The organism is Streptomyces sp. CA-249302 (assembly GCF_050936785.1).
Taxonomy (GTDB): domain Bacteria; phylum Actinomycetota; class Actinomycetes; order Streptomycetales; family Streptomycetaceae; genus Streptomyces.
Window position 1 is genome coordinate 1,693,758 of the sequence record NZ_JBNJMG010000001.1, and the last position, 18,965, is coordinate 1,712,722.

An 18,965-nucleotide genomic window follows, 5' to 3' on the forward strand; every position below is an offset into this window, starting at 1 on the left:
ATAGTCCCCGTCGTGAAGATGTGGTCTCGGCACGGGTGAACGGCAGTTGAACGGCACGCACATGTGGGGCGTTGAATGGCAGGGTGAGCAGCATGGACGGTCGTGACCTGGTGCGTTCGATGAGGGTGGTCGGTTCTGCGGGGGCGGCCCAGAGGTTGCGTACCGTGCGGGCGGCGTGGCGCAGGAGGCGTGCCGATGCCGGCGCGCTGCCGCCGCGGGGTGCCGAGCGTGCGCGGGTGCCGGGGCCGGTGCGGGAGGTGGAGCCCGGTCCGGGCGGCGGGATCGTCCGGTTCGGCCGGTCCGAGCTGAAGATCGTGGTCGCCGTGAACGGGGCGGTGTTCTGGGGCTGGGACGGGGCCGGTCCCGAGCCGTCGTACGCGCTCGGGGGCCGCTGCCCGGAGCCGGATCCGCGGGCGGTCCTGGAGCCCGACAAGGACGGCGGCTGGCGGGTGGTGGCCGAGCGGATGACGGTCATGGTCTCGCGGCACGGCGCGGTCGAGGTGCGTACGCCCGGTGGTGTGACCCTGCGCCGTGATCTGCCGCCCAGATGGTGGGAGCCGGTCGGGGGCGGCGACGCGCGCTGGATGCAGCGTTCCGAGGTCGCGGCGGACGCGCGGTTCTTCGGGCTCGGGGGACGCGCGTCGGGGCCTCGGCTGCGCGGGGGGACGTACCGCCTCTGGAACACGGACCCGGGCCATGCGTTCGGTCCCGGCGACGATCCGCTGTACATCACGATGCCGGTGCAGCTGGTAGTGGCCGACGCGGCCACACATCTGGTGTTCCACGACACCTCCTGGGACGGCACGGTGACCCTGCGGGAGGGCGAGGAGGGCGCCGGTTCCGGGCACGACCGCGCGGGGACGAGCGAGCTCCGCGTGGACGGCGGCCCGTTGCGCTGCTGGGTGATGGTGGGCACTCCCGCGCGCGTGCTGCTCGCCTGGGCGTCGCTCACGGGCGCGCCGGCGCTGCCGCCCGCCTGGGCGCTGGGTCATCACCACGCGCGGTGGGGCTTCGGCAGCGAGCAGGAGGTGCGGCGGATCGTCTCCGGGTACCAGGAGCGGGGGCTGCCCCTGGACGCCGTCCATTTGGACATCGACCACTATGACGAGCACCAGGTGTTCACGGTCGACCACGAGCACTTCCCCAAGTTGCCGGTGCTGGCCGATGAGCTGCGGCGGGACGGGATCCGGCTGGTGTCGATCGTCGACCCCGCGGTCAAGGCGGAGCCGGGCAATGCCGTGTACGACAGCGGGACCGCCGAGGACGCGTTCGTGCGGGACGCCTCGGGCCGGGTGGTGCGCGGGGTCGTGTGGCCCGGGGAGGCGGTCTTCCCGGACTTCACGCACGCGCGCGTGCGTGAGTGGTGGGGCGGTCTCTACGAGGAGCGGCTGGCCCAGGGGTTCTCGGGTTTCTGGCACGACATGAACGAACCCACCTCGTTCACCGCCTTCGGGGAGTCGACGCTGCCGCGCTCGGCCGGACACTCCCTGGAGGGCCGCGGCGGCGACCATCGGGAGGCGCACAACGTCTACGGCCTGTGCATGGCCAGGGCGGGCTACGAGGGGCTGCGGGAACTGGCGCCCCAGGAGCGGCCGTTCGTCTTCTCGCGCTCCGGGTGGGCCGGTATGCAGCGCTACGGGGGCACCTGGTCCGGCGACGTGGCCACGGGGTGGCCCGGGCTGCGCGCCTCGCTGTCGCTGGTGATGGGCCTGGGGCTGTGCGGGGTGCCGTACTCGGGGCCGGACGTGGGCGGTTTCGACGGGAGTCCCTCTCCCGAGCTGTATCTGCGCTGGTTCCAACTGGGCGCGTATCTGCCGCTGTTCCGCACCCACGCGAGTCTGCGGGCCGGTCGCCGGGAACCGTGGGAGTTCGGGGCGGACGTGCTGGAGCACGCGCGCGTGGCGCTCGTCGAGCGCCGGCGGCTGCTGCCGTACTTCATGACGCTGGCGCATCTGGCCCGGCGCACGGGCGCGCCCTATGTGCGGCCGCCGTGGTGGGGCGCGCCCGAGGACCGGGCGCTGCGCGACTGCGAGGACGCCTTCCTGCTGGGCGACTGTCTGCTGGTCGCCCCGGTGCTCGATCCGGGCGCGGACCGGCGTGCGGTGCAGCTGCCGCGGGGCCGCTGGTACGACACCGCGACGGAGCGGGTGTACGAGGGGCCGGGGCAGGTGCTGCTCGACGCTCCCTTGGCGCGGATCCCGGTGCTGGCACGCGCGGGTGCCGTCGTCCCCGTGCGCGGGGACGACGGCGGGCTGGAGCTGGAGGTGTGGGCGCCGGCCCAGGGCCGTACCGGAGGCGGCCTGGTGGTACCGGACGCGGGCGACGGATGGGACGAGCCGGAACTCGAACGCTATGTCACCCGTTGGGCGGGACGGAGGCTGGTGGTGGAGCGGGAGGGCGAGGGCGGCCCGGTCGAGCCGCCCTACCCGGTCCGAGTGCGGGGGCTCGGGGAGGACGCGGCTCAGATGTAGCGTCCCTCGAACCAGGCCCGTACGGCCAGCGTGTGCAGGGGGAAGGCGAGTTCCTCCGGCCGGCGCAGGAGGTGCCAGCCCTCCGTCTCGTCCGTGGCGGCGGACGACGGCAGGCCGTCCGCCGGGCGTTCCGGCAGCAGCCCGAACAGCAGCAGGTGGCCGTCCGGGGAGCTCAGGGCGTCGACGAGCCGTACGTCGCGGCTCGCCGCGTCGATGCCGGTCTCTTCCTTGAGCTCGCGGACGACGGCCTGCCGCCAGTCCTCACGGTGGTCGACGTAGCCGCCGGGCAGTGCGATGCCCCCGCGCGCGGGAGCGATGGTTCGGGTGATGACGACCAGGGCGGTGCCTTTGGTGTCGTACACGGGCTGGAGTGCGATCGCGACCGGCAACGGGTTGCGATAGGCCACGGCGTGGCAGACCGGACAGGTGCGGGGCCAGCCGGAGACGCCCTCTCCATAGGGCGCTCCGCAGCTCGAACAGTGGGAGTCGGGCGCGGAGTTGGGGGTGGAGGATTGAGTTTCGGACACGCGGCGGACTGTATCCGATCAGGGGAAGGGCGTCTTCCGGGGGCGGCTCAGTCGCCGCTGATGAGGGACTTCCAGGCCACGGGGAAGTCGAAGTAGGTGTCCGGATAGGGCTCGGGCTTGTACGTGTAGTGCCACCACTCCTCGGCGAGGTTCACGAATCCGAGCTCCTCGAGGGTGCTCTTGAGCAGCAGGCGGTTGTCGCGCTGTTCGCCCTGGATGCGCGGGTCGAGGGTGTGCGCGAGGGTGTCGAAGCAGTCGAAACCGGTGCCCATGTCGACGGAGTTGTCCGGGAAGCGCTCGTCCTGGGGCTCGTAGCAGGGCACGAGAGGCTCTCCGGGGTGGTACGGCCGGGTCGGCTCGGCGGGGAGTTTCACGATCGTGAGGTCCATGGTCGAGCCGCGACTGTGGCCGGATTTCTCCGCGATGTAGCCGTCCTCGAAGAGCCGGGTCTTGTCGACGTTCGGGTAGAACTCGCCCTTCATCGCCTGGTCGTCGAGGTCCTCGGCCCAGCGGACGAAGTGGTTCACCGCGCGCTGCGGCCGGTAGCAGTCGTAAACCTTGAGGGTGTAGCCCTCGCTCAGCAGCTTCTCCTGGGCCTTGTGGAGGGCGTCGGCGGCCGGGCGGGTGAGGATGCAGATCGGCTGCTCGTAGCCGTCGATGCGCTCGCCCACGAAGTTGTGCGGGGTGAAGTAGCGCATCTCCTGGATGATCGTCGGGTCGACGGTTCTCAGGGCCACGAAGTCGCTCGGCGCCTTGGGCTCGGACTCCGCCCGGGCGGTGGCCGAGGCCGCGGTCACCGCCAGTAGGGCGGCGAGGGCGGTGATCAGCCCGCGTACTGCACTGGTGAGTCGTGTCATGTCTCCTGCCCTGCCCAATTCCGCATGCCCGTGACACACTTTCTGACGTTCCGTCAGATGATGCTGCAGGGAGGGACCGTGTCGCGAATACGCACGCCGGTGGTCGACGGCTGGTTCACCGGCGAGGGGGACGGCTTCAGACTCCTCGGCACCCGTTGCGCGGCATGCGCCTCGGTTTTCTTCCCCCGCGAGGACATCCACTGCCGCAATCCCGGGTGTCCCGGCGGCGATCTCCAGGAGGTGCCGCTGTCCCGGCGCGGGCGCGTGTGGTCGTACACGGACAGCCAGTACCGGCCGCCGTCACCCTATGTGACGAACCCGGAACTTCCGTGGGAGCCGTACGCGTTGATCGCTGTGGAGCTGGAGGCAGAGCGACTGGTGGTACTGGGACAGGCGGCACCCGGGGTCACCGTCGCCGATCTGACGGTGGGCATGGAGGTGGAGGTCGTCCCCGGCGTGCTGCACGAGGACGCGGAGACGACCTGGACGACCTGGCACTGGCGGCCGACGGGGGTGGGGCATGACGGGTGAGGTGGCGGTGCTCGGCGCGGGCATGCACCCGTGGGGCAAGTGGGGGCGCAGCTTCGTCGAGTACGGCGTGGCAGCGGCCCGAGCCGCGCTCTCCGACGCGGGCCTGGAGTGGTGTGAGGTCGGGTCGGTGGTCGGCGCGGACACGGTGCGCGGCGGCTATCCGGGCTATGTGGCGGGCGCGACCTTCGCGAAGGCGCTCGGCTGGCAGGGGGCCCGGGTGGCGAGCGTGTACGCGGCGTGCGCGTCCGGTGCCCAGGCCGTCAACACGGCGCGGGCGCAGATACTTTCGGGCCTCGCGGACGTGGTGCTGGTGGTGGGCGCCGACGCCGCGCCCAAGGGGTTCTTCCGGCCCGCGGGCGGGGATCGCGCCGACGACCCCGACTGGCTGCGCTTCCGTGTGCTGGGCGCGACCAATCCCACGTACTTCGGGCTCTACGCCCGCCGCCGGATGGCCGTGCACGGGGACACCCTGGAGGACTTCGCGCAGGTCAAAGTGAAGAACTCGGCCCTGGGAGCACTCAATCCCCATGCCCGCTACCGCAAGCGGGTCACCGCGGAGGAGGTCGCGGCATCGGCCGTGGTGGCGGATCCGCTGCGGCTGCTCGACATCTGCGCGACGTCGGACGGTGGGGCGGCGCTGGTGCTGTCCAGCATGGAGTTCGCACGTCGGCACGGGGTGGCGGAGCCGGTGCGGATCCGGGCGGTGTCGACCGTGACCCCGCGGTATCCGAGCACGGTGCTCGATCTGCCCGACATCGCGACGGACTCCGCGGTGGCGGTGGCGCCCGCCGACGAGACGTTCCGGGCGTCCATCGCGCGTGCGGCGTACGAAGAGGCCGGCCTCGGACCGGAGGACCTTTCCCTCGCGGAGGTCTACGACCTGTCCACGGCATTGGAGTTGCAGTGGTACGAGGATCTCGGGCTGTGCGGGGAGGGCGAGGGCGCGAAGCTGCTGCGGGAAGGCGCGACGGCCCCGGGCGGACGAATACCGGTGAACGCGAGCGGCGGGCTGGCCTCCTTCGGCGAGGCTGTTCCGGCCCAGGCGATCGCCCAGGTATGCGAGCTGACCTGGCAGTTGAGAGGGGAGGCGGGTGACCGGCAGGTCGCGGGCGCGCGCGTGGGGATCACGGCGAACCAGGGGTTGTTCGGGCACGGGTCGGCGGTGATCGCGGTGCGGTGAGGGGGCAAGCCCTTTCTCGTACGCTGCGTGATCGGCCCGGAATCCTGCGTGAACGTCTCATGAATTGGCCCTGGGCGTGCGCCTGTGGGGTCATCATGCTCCCGTGCGCTCCTGGACGGATAATCTCCGCTTCGCCTTCCAGCCGGTGGTCAATCTGACCACCGGAGGGGTCGCGGGGCTGGAGATACTCGCCCGCCCGGAGAGCGGGGACATCCTGGCAGAAGCCCGACGGGACCCCGAACTCGACGGCAGGCTGGCGGTGTTGGCGATCCGCGCTGCCGCGCGCAAGGAGACGCTGCTGCCGCTGCACGTCAACGTGTTCGCGGGCACCCTCGCCGACCTCGGCGGCCTCACCCCGCTGCACGACGCCGTGCGCGAGGCCGGGCGGCTGCCCTGGGAGGTGACGGTCGACGTCGGGCCGCCGTACACGCACGTGCCTCAGCAGGCGCTCCTGGAGGCGGTGGGTGGGCTGCGGGCGCAGGGCTTCCGGATCAGTGCGGACGGCATCGGGGACGGGGACGTACCCCTGCGGCTGCTCACCGACCTGGCGCCGGACCTGGTGAAACTCGACGCCTCGCTGCTGGCGCGGCCGGCGGCGGTGCGGGCGATGCGGACACTGTGCGAGCAGTTGGGGGCGCTGCTGTCCGTCGAGGGCGTGGAGACGGAGCTGCAGTGCGCCGCCGCGGTGTCGGCCGGTGCCCAGCTGGCCCAGGGCGAGCTGTTCGCGCCGCCGGCCCGGCTGCCCGCGGCGGATGTATACATTCCGCCCCGATTCCCGGCGGTCGCGGCGGTTCCGAAGGCGGGGCCGTCCGTGCGCGAGTTCGTGCGGCCGGCCGCCCTGCTGCCCGTCACCGCCTCCGCGGGGCAGGTGAGGGCCCTGCTGACCGGGTCGCCCGAAGTGTCCGGGGTGCTCCTCGTGAATGCCCACGGTGCACCGATCAGGTCGGTGCACCGCTCGCGCTTCCTGCTGTCGATGTCCGGCCCTTACGGGCACGCGCTGTACGCGGACCGGCCCGCCGCCAAGCTCGGCGATCCGCCGCGGACGGTGGGCGTCGACGCCACCGCCTGGGAGGTCCTGGACGTGGTGGCCGTCGGCGACAGCGACCGCACGTCGGACGACGTGGCGGTGGTCGACCGGTACGGGCGGTGCGTGGGCGTCGTCCGGCTGGCGGACCTGGTACGGGCGCTGGCCGAGAGCCGGGTCGAGGAGGCGGCCGGGCTCAATCCGCTGACGCGGCTGCCCGGCTCGGACGCGATCACCGCGGAGGTCGACCGGCGCATCGGTGACCGCCGGACCTTCGCCCTGAGCTGGCTGGACGTGGACCACTTCAAGCAGGTCAACGACGGGGCCGGATTCGCCGCAGGCGACGAGCTGATCCGGTCCGTAGGACGGGCGCTTCAACACATGGCGTCCGGGAGCACCCGCGTGGGTCACATCGGCGGGGACGACTTCCTGGTGCTGACCGATCCGGAGTGGCTGGGTCCGCTGGCCGCCGCCGTGCTGGACGCGCCCTGGTCGGCGGGTGGGCGGGCCGTCACCCTGTCCCTGGCGACGGTCCTGTGTCCGCCCGGCAGCGTGCCGGACCACCGGCAGGCCGCCGCCTGTCTGGCGCCGCTGAAGAAGGCCGCCAAGGCGCTGCACGGAGCGAGCTGGGTGATGGGCCAGGCGGGTCTGCCGGGTCACGAGATCCTGCGCGGTGCGCAGGCGGCGCCCGCGCAGGCCGGCTGAGCCGTCGCCGGACCGGGGACGAGCTCGTCGTCGTACCCCCCGCGGCCCCTGTGTCCACCGCGGGCACGCGCAGGTGGCTGTCATCGTTGCGGTCCGCGACCTTGACGCTCTCTGAGCGTCGGGGAACACTTCCGGTGTCGGTCGACATCGCCGTACATACACGGTGTATCCAGGCACACACCGCACGGGCCCCGCCTGAAGAACTGGCCCACTCCCCCACGGGCGATTCGGCTGCGACGGCACGCTCGTCACGGACGCCGGGCGGGGCGCGGATCCTCCCTGCCCTTCGGCTGAAGTAGCCATGGGAAACGCACCCTGCACGGAGGACCGGGGTCGAACACCCCGGGCCAGGGCCTAGGAGCCGCCATGAGCAACGGAGACATATTCGTCGGTGAGGTCATCGGTACCGCGATCCTGATCCTCTTCGGCGCCGGCGTGGTCGCCGCGGTCGTACTGAACTACTCGAAGGCGCAGAACTCCGGCTGGATCGTCATCGCGTTCGGCTGGGGTTTCGGCGTGATGGCCGGGGCCTACACGGCCGCGCCGCTGTCCGGCGGGCAGCTGAACCCCGCGGTGACGATCGGTATCGCCGTGGACACCGGGAAGTGGGACAAGGTTCCGCTCTACATCGCTGGTCAGATGGTCGGCGCGATGCTGGGCGCGGTCCTGTGCTGGCTGGTCTACTTCGCACAGTTCCAGGCCAATGCCGAGGAGGAGATCGCGCAGCCGACGCTCGGGATCTTCTCGACGGCGCCCGCGATCCGCAATCCCGTCGCGAACCTCATGACCGAGATCATCGCGACCATCGGTCTGGTGCTCCCCATCCTGGCCTTCGGTCTGACCAAGGGGCTGGGCGAGTCCGGCACGGCGGTGCTGGTCGTGTCGTTCCTGGTGGTCGGCATCGGTCTGTCGCTCGGCGGGCCGACGGGATACGCCATCAACCCGGCCCGTGACCTGGGCCCCCGCATCGTCCACAGCCTGCTCCCGATCCCCAACAAGGGGACCTCGGACTGGAGCTACTCGTGGATCCCGGTGGTCGGACCGCTGATCGGCGGGGTGCTTTCCGGGCTCATCTTCAAAGCAGCCTTCTGATCTCCCAAGCAGCCTCCTGACCCAGGCAGCCTCTCGCAGGAACGACGAAGGGGACGTCATGACGGACAAGTTCGTCGCCGCTATCGACCAGGGCACCACCTCCAGCCGCTGCATCGTCTTCAACCAGGACGGCGCGATCGTCGCCGTCGACCAGCGTGAGCACCGCCAGATCTTCCCCAAGCCGGGCTGGGTGGAGCACGACGCCACCGAGATCTGGTCCAAGGTGCAGGCGGTGGTCGCGGGCGCGATCGCCAAGGCGGGACTGCGCGCCGACCAGCTCAGCGCACTCGGCATCACCAACCAGCGCGAGACCACGGTCCTGTGGGACCGCGCGACGGGCAAGCCCGTGCACAACGCGATCGTCTGGCAGGACACGCGCACCGCGGGCCTGGTCAACCAGCTCGGCGGGGCGGACGGCCAGGACCGCTTCCGCGAGCAGACCGGGCTGCCCCTCGCCACCTACTTCTCCGGCCCGAAGGCCGCCTGGCTGCTCGACAACGTGCCCGGCCTCAGGGCCCGCGCCGAGAACGGCGAGATCGCCTTCGGCACCATCGACTCCTGGCTCATCTGGAACCTCACCGGCGGCACCGACGGCGGACAGCACGTCACGGACGTGACCAACGCCGGCCGCACCATGCTGATGAACCTCGAGACCCTCCAGTGGGACCCGTCCATCCTCTCCGCGATGAGCGTCCCCGAGGCCGTCCTCCCGGAGATCAGGTCCTCGGCCGAGGTGTACGGCACGGCTGTGGGCCAGCTGGCCGGTGTGCCGGTGGCGTCGGCCCTCGGCGACCAGCAGGCGGCCGTGTTCGGGCAGGCCTGCTACGACGTCGGTACGGCGAAGAACACCTACGGCACGGGCTCCTTCCTGCTGCTCAACACCGGCAACCGGCCGGTGCCGTCGAAGAACGGGCTGCTGACGACGATGGGTTACAAGATCGGGAGTGAGGCGCCGGTCTACTGCTTGGAGGGTTCCATCGCGATAACGGGCGCGCTCGTCCAGTGGTTCCGCGACCAGCTCGGCATCATCCGCAGCGCCGACGAGATCGAGCCGCTGGCGGAGAGTGTCGAGGACAACGGCGGCGCGTACATCGTGCCCGCGTTCTCGGGACTGTTCGCGCCGTACTGGCGCTCCGACGCGCGCGGTGTCGTCACCGGCCTGACCCGGTACGTCACCAAGGCGCACCTCGCGCGGGCCGTGCTGGAGGCGACCAGCTGGCAGACCCGTGAGGTCGTGGACGCCATGTACCAGGACTCCGGGGTGCACATCACCACCCTGAAGGTGGACGGCGGAATGACCAAGAACAACCTGCTCATGCAGCACCAGGCGGACGTGCTGGACGTTCCGGTGGTCCGCCCCAAGGTCTCCGAGACCACCTGTCTGGGCGCCGCCTACGCGGCCGGTCTGGCCACCGGGGTGTGGAACGACCTCGACGAGCTGAAGTCCCACTGGCAGAAGGACGTCGAGTGGACGCCCGCCATGGAGGCGTCCGTACGCGACCGTGAGTACCACAACTGGCGCAAGGCCGTGGAGAAGAGCTTCGGCTGGGCGGAGGACACCGAGAGCTAGCAGAGGACACCGAGAGCCAGACGCACGCGCGCGTGCGCATGACTGCGGCCCGTACCCCGGTCGGCGAGGGTACGGGCCGTATGCGCGCCTCAGGTGGTGACGGTCTCGCGGCGCTCGGCGGCCTGCGCCATCGCGTGCTTGACCACTCCGATGAGGACCTCCTTGACGGACTCCCGGTCGCGGGCGTCGCACAGCAGGACCGGTACGTCCTTGTCGAGGTCCAGGGCCTGGCGGACGGCCTCGTCGGGGTAACGCGCCGCTCCCTCGAAGCAGTTGACGCCGACGACGAAGGGTATGGAACGCCGCTCGAAGTAGTCGACCGCGGCGAAGCAGTCCTCCAGGCGGCGGGTGTCCGCGAGGACGACGGCGCCCAGGGCGCCCTCGGAGAGCTCGTCCCACATGAACCAGAACCGCTCCTGCCCGGGCGTGCCGAACAGGTACAGCACCAGGTCCTCGCGGAGCGTGATGCGGCCGAAGTCCATGGCCACGGTGGTGGTGTGCTTGCCCTCCACGCCGCTCGTGTCGTCGACCGGACGCCCGGCCTCGGTGAGCAGTTCCTCGGTGCGCAGCGGCCGGATCTCGCTGACCGCGCCGACCAGGGTGGTCTTGCCCACACCGAAGCCGCCGGCCACCAGGATCTTGAGCGTGACGGGCTCGACCGGAGGCTTCCCGCGCTCAGAACGCCCGAAGATCATCGATCTCTTCTCCTGCTTCATGGGCTTGTTGGGGGTGCGGCGGCGGTGGGCCGTAGCCTCCGCCGCCCGGGGTTTCGATGACGAGTACGTCGCCGGGCCCGACGTCGGCCGCGTCGCTGCCGCCGAGCGCGGTGACCGTGCCGTCGGCGCGCTCCACACGGTTGGCGCCCAGCGCGCCGGGCTCGCCGCCCGCCATGCCGTACGGCGGGACCCTGCGGTGCTGGGACAGCGTGGAGACCGTCATGGGCTCCAGGAAGCGGATACGGCGAACGGCGCCGTCCCCGCCGGGCCAGCGTCCGGCGCCGCCGCTGCCGGGCCGGACGGCGAACTCGTCGAGCCGTACCGGCAGCCGCCACTCCAGGACTTCGGGATCGGTCAGCCGGGAGTTGGTCATGTGGGTCTGGACGACGGGCGCGCCGGGGAAGCCGTCGCCCGCGCCGGATCCGGAGGCGACGGTCTCGTAGTACTGGTGGCGTTCGTTGCCGAAGGTCACGTTGTTCATGGTCCCGGAGCCCTCGGCCTGGACGCCGAGCGCCGCGTACAGGGCGCCGGTGATGGCCTGGGAGGTCTCGACGTTGCCCGCGACGACGGCGGCCGGCGGCTCGGGCCCGAGCATGGAGCCGGGCGGCACGACGATGTCCAGGGGGCGCAGACAGCCGTCGTTGAGCGGGATGTCGTCGGCGACGAGGGTGCGGAAGACGTACAGGACGGCCGCGTTGACCACCGCGAAGGGGGCGTTGAAGTTGCTGGTCAGCTGGGGTGACGTGCCGGTGAAGTCGACGGTGGCGGAGCGGTTTTCGCGGTCCACGCGCACGCGTACCCGGATGACGGCGCCCGAGTCGGTCTCGTAGGCGTACTCGCCGTCGTCGAGGGCGTCGACGACCCGGCGAACGGCCTCTTCGGCGTTGTCCTGGACGTGCTTCATATAGGCCTGTACGACGTCGAGGCCGAAGTTCCCGATCATGCGGGCGACTTCGTCGACGCCCTTCTGGTTGGCGGCGATCTGGGCGCGCAGGTCGGCCAGGTTGGTCTTCGGATTGCGGGAGGGGTAAGGCGCCTCGGTGAGGAGGCCGAGGGTCTCCTTCTCGCGGAAGCGGCCGTTCTCGGCGAGCAACCAGTTGTCGAAGAGGATGCCCTCCTCGTCGATGGTGCGGCTGTTCGCGGGCATGGAGCCCGGGGCGATGCCGCCGATCTCCGCGTGGTGGCCGCGGGAGGCGACGTAGAAGAGGATCCGGTCACCCTGCGTGTCCGCCGTGTCGAAGACCGGGGTGATCACGGTGACGTCGGGCAGGTGGGTGCCGCCGTGGTAGGGGTCGTTGACGGCGTAGGTGTCGCCGGGCCGCATCGAGGAGCCGCGGCGCCGGATGACCTCCTTGACGCTGGTGCCCATCGAGCCCAGGTGGACGGGGATGTGGGGGGCGTTGGCCACCAGGTTCCCGTCCGGGTCGAAGAGTGCGCAGGAGAAGTCCAGCCGCTCCTTGATGTTGACGGACTGGGCCGTGGACTCCAGCCGGGCACCCATCTGCTCGGCGATGGACATGAAGAGGTTGTTGAAGACCTCGAGGAGAACCGGGTCGGCTGCTGTGCCGAGATCGGAACTCTCCGTAACCGCCGCGCGTTCCATGACCAGATGCCCGTCGTCTCGCGCCACGGCCCGCCAGCCGTCGTCGACGACGGTCGTCGCACTGGCCTCGGTGATGATCGCGGGGCCGGTGACGGTGTCGCCGGGAGGAAGGTCCTCGCGGCGGTGGAGGGGGACGTCGCGCCAGGCGCCGCCGGTGTGGAGGCGGACGGTGTCCGGGGTGGCGGAGCGGCCTTCGTACGGGGCGAGGGCGGAGAGATCGGGGGGTTCGGTGATGCCGGTGGCTTCCACGGAGAGGGCTTCGACGACGACCGGGCGGTCGAGTGTGAAGGAGTACGTGGCGCGATGACGTTCTTCGAAGGCGTGCCGCATCGCGTCGGGCTCGGTCAGCCCGACGGTGAGGGTGGTGTCGGTGCCGTCGTAGCGGAGTTGGGCGCGGCGGGTGACCCGGATGCGCTCCTCGGGGATGTCCTCGGCGAGGAGTTCGGCGCGGGCCGCTCCTTCGAGGTCGTCGGCGGTCTTGAGGACGCCCGGCATCGAGGCGGGCTCCAGGGGCGCCTCGACGGACTGTTCGCGCATGGCGGTGGTGTCCGCCAGGCCGATGCCGAGGGCGGACAGGACGCCGGCCATGGGCGGCACGAGGACGGTGCGGATGCCCAGCGAGTCGGCCACCATGCACGCGTGCTGGCCGCCGGCCCCGCCGAAGGTGGTCAGGGCGTAGCGGGTGACGTCGTGGCCCTTCTGCACGGAGATCCGCTTGACGGCGTTGGCGATGTTGGCGACGGCGATCTGCAGGTAGCCCTCGGCGACCTGTTCGGGCGTGCGGTCGTCGCCGGTGCTCTCGCCGATCTCGCGCGCCAGGGCGGCGAAGCGGTCGCGGACGAGTTCCGCGTCGAGGGGCTGGTCGCCGTCCGGGCCGAACACCCTGGGGAAGTGGGCGGGTTGGATGCGGCCGAGCATGACGTTGGCGTCGGTGACGGCGAGCGGACCGCCACCGCGGTAGCAGGCGGGCCCCGGGTCCGCGCCCGCCGAGTCCGGCCCCACGCGGTAGCGGGAGCCGTCGAAGTGGAGCACCGAGCCGCCGCCGGCCGCCACGGTGTCGATGTCCAGCATGGGGGCGCGCAGCCGGACGCCGGCGATCTGCGTGGTGAAGACACGTTCGTACTCGCCCGCGAAGTGCGAGACGTCGGTGGAGGTGCCGCCCATGTCGAAGCCGATGACCCGGTCGAAGCCGGCCAGTTGCGACATCCGGGCCATGCCGACGATGCCCCCGGCGGGCCCGGAGAGGATGGCGTCCTTGCCGCGGAACTGCCCGGCTTCGGCGAGGCCGCCGTTGGACTGCATGAACATCAGCCGTACGCCTTCGAGTTCGTCGGCGACGTGCTGGACGTATCGGCGCAGGACAGGCGACAGGTAGGCGTCGACGACCGCGGTGTCCCCGCGCGGGACGAGCTTCATCAGCGGGCTGACCTCGCTGGACAGCGAGATCTGCGGGAAGCCGATCCGGGCGGCCAGCTCGCCGACTGCCTGTTCGTGGGCGGGGTGGAGGTGGCTGTGCACACAGACGACGGCGACGGCGCGGATCCCGTCGTCGTACGCCTCCTGGAGCGGGCCGGTCAGGGCATCCAGGTCGGGGGCGCGCAGGACGGTGCCGTCGGCGGCGATGCGCTCGTCGACCTCCACCACGCGCTCGTGGAGCAGGCCGGGGAGTTCGATGCGGCGGGCGAAGATGTGCGGGCGGTTCTGGTAGGCGATCCGCAGGGCGTCGCGGAAGCCTCGGGTGACGACCAGGAGGGTGCGTTCGCCCTTGCGCTCCAGGAGGGCGTTGGTGGCGACCGTCGTCCCCATGCGGACCGCCTCGACGGGGTCCTGGGAGCCGTCCAGGAGAGCGCGTACGCCCGCGACGGCCGCGTCGGAGTAGCGTGCCGGGTTCTCCGACAGCAGCTTGTGGGTGAGCAGGCGGCCGTCCGGGCGTCGCGCGACGATGTCGGTGAAGGTGCCGCCCCTGTCGACCCAGAACTGCCAGCCTGTCACGTCGCTACCCCGCTTCCGCGCCGCTCACAGCGCCCGGAGGCCGCTGATCACGTCGCGCAGAATACTCTCGTCCACCAGCTCGGCAGGCGGTACGGGCCGGGTCACATGGACGAATTCGCCGTCCACGAGATCCCCGATGAGGACCCGTACCACTCCGATGGGCAGATCGAGTTCGGCGGAGAGCTCGGCGACGGACTGCGGCGCGTCCCGGCACAGGTCGACGATGTCCACGTGCTCCGGGGACAGCGTCGAGTCGGCGTCCGGGTCGTCCGCGTCGGGTTCGGTGGCGACCACCGCGATCAGGTCGAGGCGGTGCTGGCCCGGACTGCTGGTGCGGCCGCGCGTCATCGCGAACGGGCGGACGACCGGTCCTGCCTCGTCGTCGAACCAGTGGCTTCTTCCCTGACCGTCAGCGCTCATGACATCCCACTACCCGCCTGCGGGCAGATCGGTGCGTGGAGCGGCACCCAGATGCACGCCGACCCGCTTGACCAGGAGCGTCATCTCGTAGGCGACCTGGCCGACGTCCGAGTCGGCGTCCGACAGGACGGCGAGGCAGCTGCCGTCACCCGCGGCCGTCACGAACAGGAAGGCGTCGTCGAGCTCGACGACGGTCTGCCGGACGTTGCCCGCCTCGAAATGCCGGCCCACGCCCTTGGCCAGGCTGTGGAACCCGGAGGCGACGGCGGCAAGGTGCTCGCTGTCCTCCCGGGACAGGTCCTTGGACACGCCGGTCGCCAGGCCGTCGCCGGAAAGCACGACGGCTTTGCGGATGCTCGCGACCCGATCCACCAGCTCGTCCAGGAGCCAGTTGAGCTCCCCGGCCTTGCTGGTCTCGCCCTGGCCGGTCGCCTTCGGTGCGGTCATCGACCGTCCCCCTCATTCGTTCCTCGTGGTGCTGTGCCGCTGGATGCATTGTCCCCCGCGGCGTTCTCCTCGCGGCCTCGCTGCCAGCCGCGCTGGAGCGATGCCATACGGCTGCGTACCTCGTCGGCGTCCCGCTCCTCCGCGGGATCCGCGCTCGCCGCGGGCCGTCGCGGGCCGCTCTGCTTCAGCTGCGGGGCCAGGTTGGCCTGGCGCACGCGCCGGGGCAGCGGGGCCACGCCGGGGCCGGGCGCCTCCGGGGGCGCGGCGGGAGCGTGCTCCTCGGCCGACGGGGCGGCGGGTTCGCCGAGCCGGTCGATTCCGCCCGGGCGCAGGGACGAGGCGCCACGCCGGCGTGTCGGCAGCGGCGGTGCGCCCTCCGGGACCGCCCGGTCCGGTCCCCTGCCCACGAGAGGCTCGTCGCCTCTGCGGCGTGCGGGCAGCGGCGCGACGGCATCCGGCTCGGTCCGGGCGGGGCCCGTCAGGGGCACGCCGTCCGTGTCCTCGCGGCGCGAGCGCTGCTCGATGACCGGACGTCCGTGCGAGCTGACCAGCTTGGGCGTACGACGGCGGGGCAGCGCCACCGGACCGCCGGGCCGGCCGTCCAGGCCGTCGGGGGCCGGTTCGTGACCGTCACCGTCGTACGGCAGCGGATCGCCCTGGCGTGCCGCCGTCTCGTCCTGCGCGAGGGCGATGGAGCGGCGCGGGCGGAAGATCCCACCGCGTTCGCTGTCCTCGTCGTCGAGCGCGCCCGGGAAGTCCTCGATGGCGTCGAGGTCGACGGGGGCCTCCAGCTCCACCGGACCGTCCAGGACGGAGGCGGGCAGTCCGGGCAGCTGCACGGGCACGTGGGAGAGCGCGGCGCGGTGGCTCTCCTCGAGTTCGGCCTCCTTCGAGGGGTGCGGCCGGTCGAGGCGGAAGCCGATGCCGTTGGTGTCCGGGATGTCGTCCGTGAGCAGGGCGTCGGGGATGAAGACCACGGCGGTGGTGCCGCCGTAGGGGGAAGGCTGAAGGGAGACCCGGACGTTCTGCCGCTGGGCGAGCCGGCTGACCACGAACAGGCCGAGCCGGTCGGTGTCGGACAGCTCGAACTCGGGCGTCTCGGCGAGCCTCAGGTTTGCGTCCAGGAGGGCGTCGGCGGCCATGCCGAGGCCGCGGTCGTGGATCTCCAGGGTGAAGCCGTTGGCCACCCGCTCGCCCAGGACCTGGACGGCGGTGTGCGGCGGGGAGAACACCGTGGCGTTCTCCAGGAGTTCGGCCACCAGGTGGGTGAGGTCGGCGACGGCCGGTCCGGTGACGGCGACCCGGGGCAGCCGGCGGACCTCGATGCGCTCGTAGTCCTCGACCTCGGCGACGGCGGCCCGGACGACGTCCATGAGCTGGACGGGTTTGCGCCACTGCCGGGAGGGTGCGGCGCCGGAGAGGATCACCAGGCCCTCGGCGTGCCGGCGCATACGGGTGGTCAGGTGGTCGAGACGGAAGAGGTCGGCGAGTTCGTCGGTGTCCTCGGTGCGGCGCTCCATGGTGTCGAGGAGGGTGAGCTGCTTGTGCAGCAGGACCTGGCTGCGGCGGGCGAGGTTGACGAAGACCTCGGAGACGCCGGCCCGCAACTCGGCCTGTTTGACGGCCGCTTCGACGGCGGCCCGCTGCAGCGTGTTGAGGGCCTGGCCGACCTCGCCGATCTCGTTCTTGTCGTACTCCAGGCGCGGGACCTCGGTCTCCACGTCGACCTGCTCACCCACCGACAGGCGCCGCATGACGCTGGGCAGCCGCACGCCGGACGCCTCGTGGGCCTCCAGGCGCAGCAGGCGCAGGTCGCGGATGAGGGCGCGGCCGACGCGCACGGACAGGAAGAGCGAGAACAGCAGGGCGAGCAGACCGAGTACGCCGGCGACGGCCGCCTTGGCGATGACGTTCAGGGCCACCGGCCGGACGCGGTCCTGATAGCGGTCGCTCGCCTGGTCGTTGAGGGTGCCGAGCTTGTCGAGCACGCTTCCGGCCGCGGTGTCCCAGCTCTGCGCGGTGACCTCGCCCGTGCCACTGGTGGCGGCGACGGCGGACTGTTCGGCCACCCGCAGCGGTGCGGTGTTGGCGTTCTTCCAGAACCGCTCGTAGCGGTCGCGCTCCGACGTGGGCAGCAGCGGCAGGTTGACGTCGTACATGAGGCCGCGCTGGGCCACCAGGTCGGTGACGTCACGGTCCTCGTCGCGCGAGAGCTTGCCGACGATCAGCGCCGAGCCCAGGAGAGCGTCCTCGCGGGAGAGCAGCTCCCGGGCGCGGGCGAGATTGACCAGGGCACGGTACTGCTTGTCCATCTCCACGTTGTCGACGACGTGGAGGTTGGCGAGCAGGACGTAGCAGGGGTCGACCAGGCGGTTGTAGAGGTCGAGGGCCTGGGCGCGGTTGACGGTACCGTCCTCCACGCTGCGGCGCAGGGACTCGACGCCGTCGAAGGCGTCCAGCACGGCGGTCAGCCGCTCGCCCGCGTCCGCGCCCATGGCGTCGCGGACATCGGGGTTCTTGGCGTTCCTGCGGATCTCGGCGACGGCCTTGTCCGTGGCGGTCCGGCTGCGCCGGAGATCGACCAGTCCGTCGGAGGCCCGCGGGTCGGCGAGGTAGACCAGGGACTGGCGGCGTTCCTGCTGCAGGACCCGGACGGTGTCCTCGATCGGGTAGGCGATCTTCTCCACCACGTCGGACACGTTGAACAGCTGCTCCGCCTGGCGGCCCGTCAGTACCGTGGCGAAGCCCCAGATCGCCGTCAGGGACACCAGCGGCACGAGAAGCAGCGCCACGATCTTCCGGCGGATCGACTTCCCGCGAAAGCGCATGGCCTCCCCCAGCTGGTCCCCCACCGGCCGGGGTACACATGTACGTCAACAAACGGCGCGAGCCTACTACTGACACACAGGTAACTCGAAGAGCGGTCCGGAAGATGAACTTCCGCGCGGGCGACGAGACATGGGGAGTTGTCCGGTCATGAGCGGAGATTGTCTCCTCGTTTGCCGGAATGGCCGCGGGAACCCATCCGGCAGGCCCGTTCGATCAGTTGGCCGAAATTTTTCGCTGCTTGGGAATCTTCGCGGCGCGCCGTTCGTCCTTCTCTATGGGAAATGGGGGCGGAATCGGCCACAGGAGCCGCATCCCGCACCCCGGCCGCGTAAAACAGCGCAAGCCGGGCAACCACTGGGGAGCCGTGCCGTCGGGCACGGGGCGAGCGGTCTGCTGGCGGTGGGGAGTGACACGTTGATGGGCACGGCGGAGCGGCGCGAGGCGGCCGTGGATGGGGCAGTGGCGCACGTGACGGTGCGACAGGGAAGCCTTGAGGCACCGGATCGCGACATTCCGGCGGACGCACGCGAGGCGGTCGACAGCGGCGGGCAGACTCAGGCCCGGCCACTGTGGGTCGAGGAGCCGGCGCGGCGGCGCCGGATGCCGGATCCGGTGCGTACGGCGGCGGTGCGGGCGGTGATCATCATCGCCGTGACGATGGTCCAGGCGATGGTGGCCTTCTTCTGCACCATGGCCGGATCCTGGTTGGCCTTCCCGATGGTCATCAGCAGCGTCGTCAGTACGGTGGTGGCGACTTGGGGCGCGCTGGACGTCTGGGTGACCCGCCAGGTGTGGAACCAGCGCAACGGCGTGATCTCGGTGCCGAGCAGCACGGCCCGCGCGCTGCGGCGCGAGCGTCGCCGGGCAAGGCGTCAGGGGCGGGCCGCGGAGCGCGCGCAGGAGCGGATACGCAGGCAGAGCGGCACCGGCCGCCTGTCGCACTCCTGAGGGCATACGGCTCTGAGGACATACGGCGAGGCCGGGCGAGCGGCAGCGCCCGC

General features: G+C 71.4%; 14 protein-coding genes. 7 read left to right on the plus strand and 7 right to left on the minus strand.

What is annotated here, in order from left to right:
* Positions 1-92 precede the first annotated feature (92 nt).
* Positions 93-2,471, plus strand: coding sequence for a glycoside hydrolase family 31 protein (locus ACQEWB_RS07650; protein ID WP_432828389.1), 2,379 nt, complete (start codon positions 93-95; stop codon positions 2,469-2,471).
* Here ACQEWB_RS07650 and ACQEWB_RS07655 read toward each other — a convergent pair.
* Positions 2,462-2,998 carry an NUDIX domain-containing protein gene (locus ACQEWB_RS07655; RefSeq protein WP_432828391.1) on the minus strand — a complete coding sequence of 179 codons (537 nt, stop codon included), beginning with the start codon at positions 2,996-2,998 and terminating at the stop codon, positions 2,462-2,464. The two genes, ACQEWB_RS07650 and ACQEWB_RS07655, sit on opposite strands and share 10 nt — an antisense overlap.
* 47 nt (positions 2,999-3,045) lie before the next feature.
* Positions 3,046-3,855, minus strand: a complete 810-nt coding sequence (locus ACQEWB_RS07660) for a M15 family metallopeptidase (RefSeq protein ID WP_432828393.1) — start codon at positions 3,853-3,855, stop codon at positions 3,046-3,048.
* A 99-nt stretch (positions 3,856-3,954) separates the two neighbouring features.
* Between ACQEWB_RS07660 and ACQEWB_RS07665 the strand changes: the two genes are divergently transcribed.
* From ACQEWB_RS07665 to glpK, 5 genes are all read left to right on the plus strand, one after another.
* A complete protein-coding gene (locus tag ACQEWB_RS07665; RefSeq protein ID WP_432843681.1) occupies positions 3,955-4,386 on the plus strand; it encodes a Zn-ribbon domain-containing OB-fold protein in 432 nt (143 codons plus the stop codon).
* The gene (locus ACQEWB_RS07670) at positions 4,376-5,566 is read left to right on the plus strand and encodes a lipid-transfer protein (protein ID WP_432828395.1); all 1,191 of its coding nucleotides are present in this window, start codon (positions 4,376-4,378) and stop codon (positions 5,564-5,566) included. Before ACQEWB_RS07665 ends, ACQEWB_RS07670 begins: the two co-directional genes overlap by 11 nt.
* Before the next feature lie 103 nt (positions 5,567-5,669).
* Positions 5,670-7,295, plus strand: a complete 1,626-nt coding sequence (locus ACQEWB_RS07675) for a GGDEF domain-containing protein (RefSeq protein ID WP_432828397.1) — start codon at positions 5,670-5,672, stop codon at positions 7,293-7,295.
* Positions 7,296-7,661: 366 nt separating this feature from the next.
* Complete coding sequence (locus tag ACQEWB_RS07680; RefSeq protein WP_432828399.1) at positions 7,662-8,387, plus strand: MIP/aquaporin family protein; 726 nt, start codon at positions 7,662-7,664, stop codon at positions 8,385-8,387.
* A gap of 58 nt (positions 8,388-8,445) precedes the next feature.
* Complete coding sequence (gene glpK, locus ACQEWB_RS07685) at positions 8,446-9,957, plus strand: glycerol kinase GlpK (RefSeq protein WP_432828401.1); 1,512 nt, start codon at positions 8,446-8,448, stop codon at positions 9,955-9,957.
* An 89-nt stretch (positions 9,958-10,046) separates the two neighbouring features.
* Here the strand turns inward: glpK and ACQEWB_RS07690 are convergent, their stop codons facing one another.
* Genes ACQEWB_RS07690 through ACQEWB_RS07710 form a run of 5 tightly spaced genes read right to left on the minus strand, consistent with a single transcriptional unit; the run spans position 10,047 to position 17,963 of the window.
* Positions 10,047-10,652: a GTP-binding protein gene (locus tag ACQEWB_RS07690; protein WP_432828403.1), complete on the minus strand. Its 606-nt coding sequence runs from the start codon at positions 10,650-10,652 to the stop codon at positions 10,047-10,049.
* Positions 10,633-14,268 (minus strand): hydantoinase B/oxoprolinase family protein, encoded by a 3,636-nt coding sequence (locus ACQEWB_RS07695; RefSeq protein WP_432828405.1) that lies wholly within the window; start codon positions 14,266-14,268, stop codon positions 10,633-10,635. The genes ACQEWB_RS07690 and ACQEWB_RS07695 overlap by 20 nt, the downstream gene beginning before the upstream one ends.
* 24 nt (positions 14,269-14,292) lie before the next feature.
* A complete protein-coding gene (locus ACQEWB_RS07700) occupies positions 14,293-14,688 on the minus strand; it encodes a DUF742 domain-containing protein (RefSeq protein WP_432828407.1) in 396 nt (131 codons plus the stop codon).
* A 9-nt stretch (positions 14,689-14,697) separates the two neighbouring features.
* Entirely contained in the window at positions 14,698-15,135 is a 438-nt protein-coding gene (locus ACQEWB_RS07705; protein ID WP_432828409.1) for a roadblock/LC7 domain-containing protein, read from the minus strand.
* Entirely contained in the window at positions 15,132-17,963 is a 2,832-nt protein-coding gene (locus ACQEWB_RS07710) for a nitrate- and nitrite sensing domain-containing protein (RefSeq protein WP_432828411.1), read from the minus strand. Before ACQEWB_RS07710 ends, ACQEWB_RS07705 begins: the two co-directional genes overlap by 4 nt.
* 418 nt (positions 17,964-18,381) lie before the next feature.
* Here ACQEWB_RS07710 and ACQEWB_RS07715 point away from each other — a divergent pair, with 418 nt between their 5' ends.
* On the plus strand, positions 18,382-18,912 hold the full coding sequence (locus tag ACQEWB_RS07715; protein ID WP_432828413.1) for a hypothetical protein: 531 nt from the start codon (positions 18,382-18,384) through the stop codon (positions 18,910-18,912).
* Positions 18,913-18,965: the final 53 nt, after the last annotated feature.

Excerpts from the sequence above, each read along its gene's own strand:
- ACQEWB_RS07650 (WP_432828389.1), top strand. The coding sequence starts at position 93 with ATGGACGGTCGTGACCTGGTGCGTTCGATGAGGGTGGTCGGTTCTGCG.
- ACQEWB_RS07660 (WP_432828393.1), bottom strand. The coding sequence starts at position 3,855 with ATGACACGACTCACCAGTGCAGTACGCGGGCTGATCACCGCCCTCGCC.
- ACQEWB_RS07670 (WP_432828395.1), top strand. The coding sequence starts at position 4,376 with ATGACGGGTGAGGTGGCGGTGCTCGGCGCGGGCATGCACCCGTGGGGC.
- ACQEWB_RS07680 (WP_432828399.1), top strand. The coding sequence starts at position 7,662 with ATGAGCAACGGAGACATATTCGTCGGTGAGGTCATCGGTACCGCGATC.
- glpK (WP_432828401.1), top strand. The coding sequence starts at position 8,446 with ATGACGGACAAGTTCGTCGCCGCTATCGACCAGGGCACCACCTCCAGC.
- ACQEWB_RS07690 (WP_432828403.1), bottom strand. The coding sequence starts at position 10,652 with ATGATCTTCGGGCGTTCTGAGCGCGGGAAGCCTCCGGTCGAGCCCGTC.
- ACQEWB_RS07700 (WP_432828407.1), bottom strand. The coding sequence starts at position 14,688 with ATGAGCGCTGACGGTCAGGGAAGAAGCCACTGGTTCGACGACGAGGCA.
- ACQEWB_RS07705 (WP_432828409.1), bottom strand. The coding sequence starts at position 15,135 with ATGACCGCACCGAAGGCGACCGGCCAGGGCGAGACCAGCAAGGCCGGG.
- ACQEWB_RS07710 (WP_432828411.1), bottom strand. The coding sequence starts at position 17,963 with ATGCGCTTTCGCGGGAAGTCGATCCGCCGGAAGATCGTGGCGCTGCTT.
- ACQEWB_RS07715 (WP_432828413.1), top strand. The coding sequence starts at position 18,382 with ATGGGCACGGCGGAGCGGCGCGAGGCGGCCGTGGATGGGGCAGTGGCG.